1 protein-coding gene is annotated in these 1300 nt (G+C 58.2%); it reads right to left on the reverse strand.

From position 1 onward, the window contains the following. Nucleotides 1–26: 26 nt before the first annotated feature. Entirely contained in the window at nucleotides 27–1259 is a 1233-nt protein-coding gene (locus tag Q6D67_RS21575; RefSeq protein WP_304707901.1) for an ISL3 family transposase, read from the reverse strand. Nucleotides 1260–1300 lie beyond the last annotated feature (41 nt).

The following is a 1300-nucleotide window of genomic DNA, read 5'->3' on the forward strand; positions in this document are numbered from 1 at the left end:
GGCTCTTCCCCAATCATGGTGGGTAATCATTGACGGATTCCGGCCGGATACAGCTGAAGGCCGCCAAGGTGAAAGTAAATGGCGTCGCGGAATCGTTGCTTGTTCCGAAATCCCCGGGCCCGTGTCTTCACCGTCTTGATCCGGCTGTTATTGCTCTCCGCATGACTGTTGTCAGCTTTCAAGACTACCGCATTGATGATGCCCCACAGATGGTTCTTCAGCGTTGCCGCGACTTTCTTCATGGGCGCCAGGCGACTACGAGACATCCAGTTGATCAGACGTTTCCAGCCCTTCATCGCCCACGTCCGGTGTTGGTAGTGCCACAGCTGCGCCGCGAAGTCTTTCATTGCCCAGGCACGAGATGTTTTCAGAGTGGAATTGCGCAACGAGGTGAAGGCCCGCCGTTGGTGCCAGTCCATATTGGCCGGATTCCTCAGCCACTGATATTTGGTGCCTTTCAGCTGCTGATCGCCGGCCTTGAGCAACTGTCGGTGCTCATCACGGCGCACCTGATCGACGCCTTTGCCGAGATACTGCGCCACATGAAACCGGTCGAAAGCAATCTTGAGATCGGCACCATCAATAGCCTGCCGTGTCGCCTTGATGTAGGCGGGCCACATGTCCATGCACACCACTTCGATGCCGTTGAGCTGGTCTTCATCAAGCTGCTCGTAGAAGCTACCGAGGCTGGTGGTCAGGCGGTCTTCCGCGACGTGCAGAACGGTGCCGGATTCTTGATCGGTGACCACTGTGATGTAATCGTGGCCCTTGCGGTAAGCGGTTTCATCAACGCTCAATCGCTTCGGCTGCAGGGCCTTGCGCCGCGACAAGCCGCGCCTCACCGCCCGCTGCATGATACCGTCGACAGCGTTCCAACTCAGGCGCAAGCGCTCTGCCACCGCGGACACCGCCGCGGTCTGGAGCCAGTCGATCACAAGGGCTTCAAACAGGGCCGTGAAGCTACTGCCGGGCTCTGCCCAGGGCACCTCAACGGTGACGACTCCATGCTCCTTGCATTCCACTCTGGGGATGTCCGCTACCAGCAACGTCTTAAGCTGGCAGGTATCCAGGTGGCGCCAGCGCCGAGAGCGCTTGTCGTAACCCGGGCACACTTGCCCGCACTTCGGGCATTTCAGCTTGCCGCCGCCATGCTGGACCTGTACCTCTACCTCGTCGTCTGCAAGCGACACATTCACCGAGGTGACCTTCCAGGGCTTCTGGATGCCGAGAATCTGACTGTAAAGCTGTGTATCTTTCATGATGACAAGGCTAATCTACCCACACGATTTGGTGAAGACCC

It is taken from the genome of Haliea sp. E1-2-M8 (assembly GCF_030649675.1).
In the GTDB taxonomy this organism is placed as follows: domain Bacteria; phylum Pseudomonadota; class Gammaproteobacteria; order Pseudomonadales; family Halieaceae; genus Haliea.

Bases quoted from the DNA above. Each gene is read 5' to 3' on its own strand.
- Q6D67_RS21575 (WP_304707901.1), bottom strand. From the start codon at position 1,259: ATGAAAGATACACAGCTTTACAGTCAGATTCTCGGCATCCAGAAGCCC.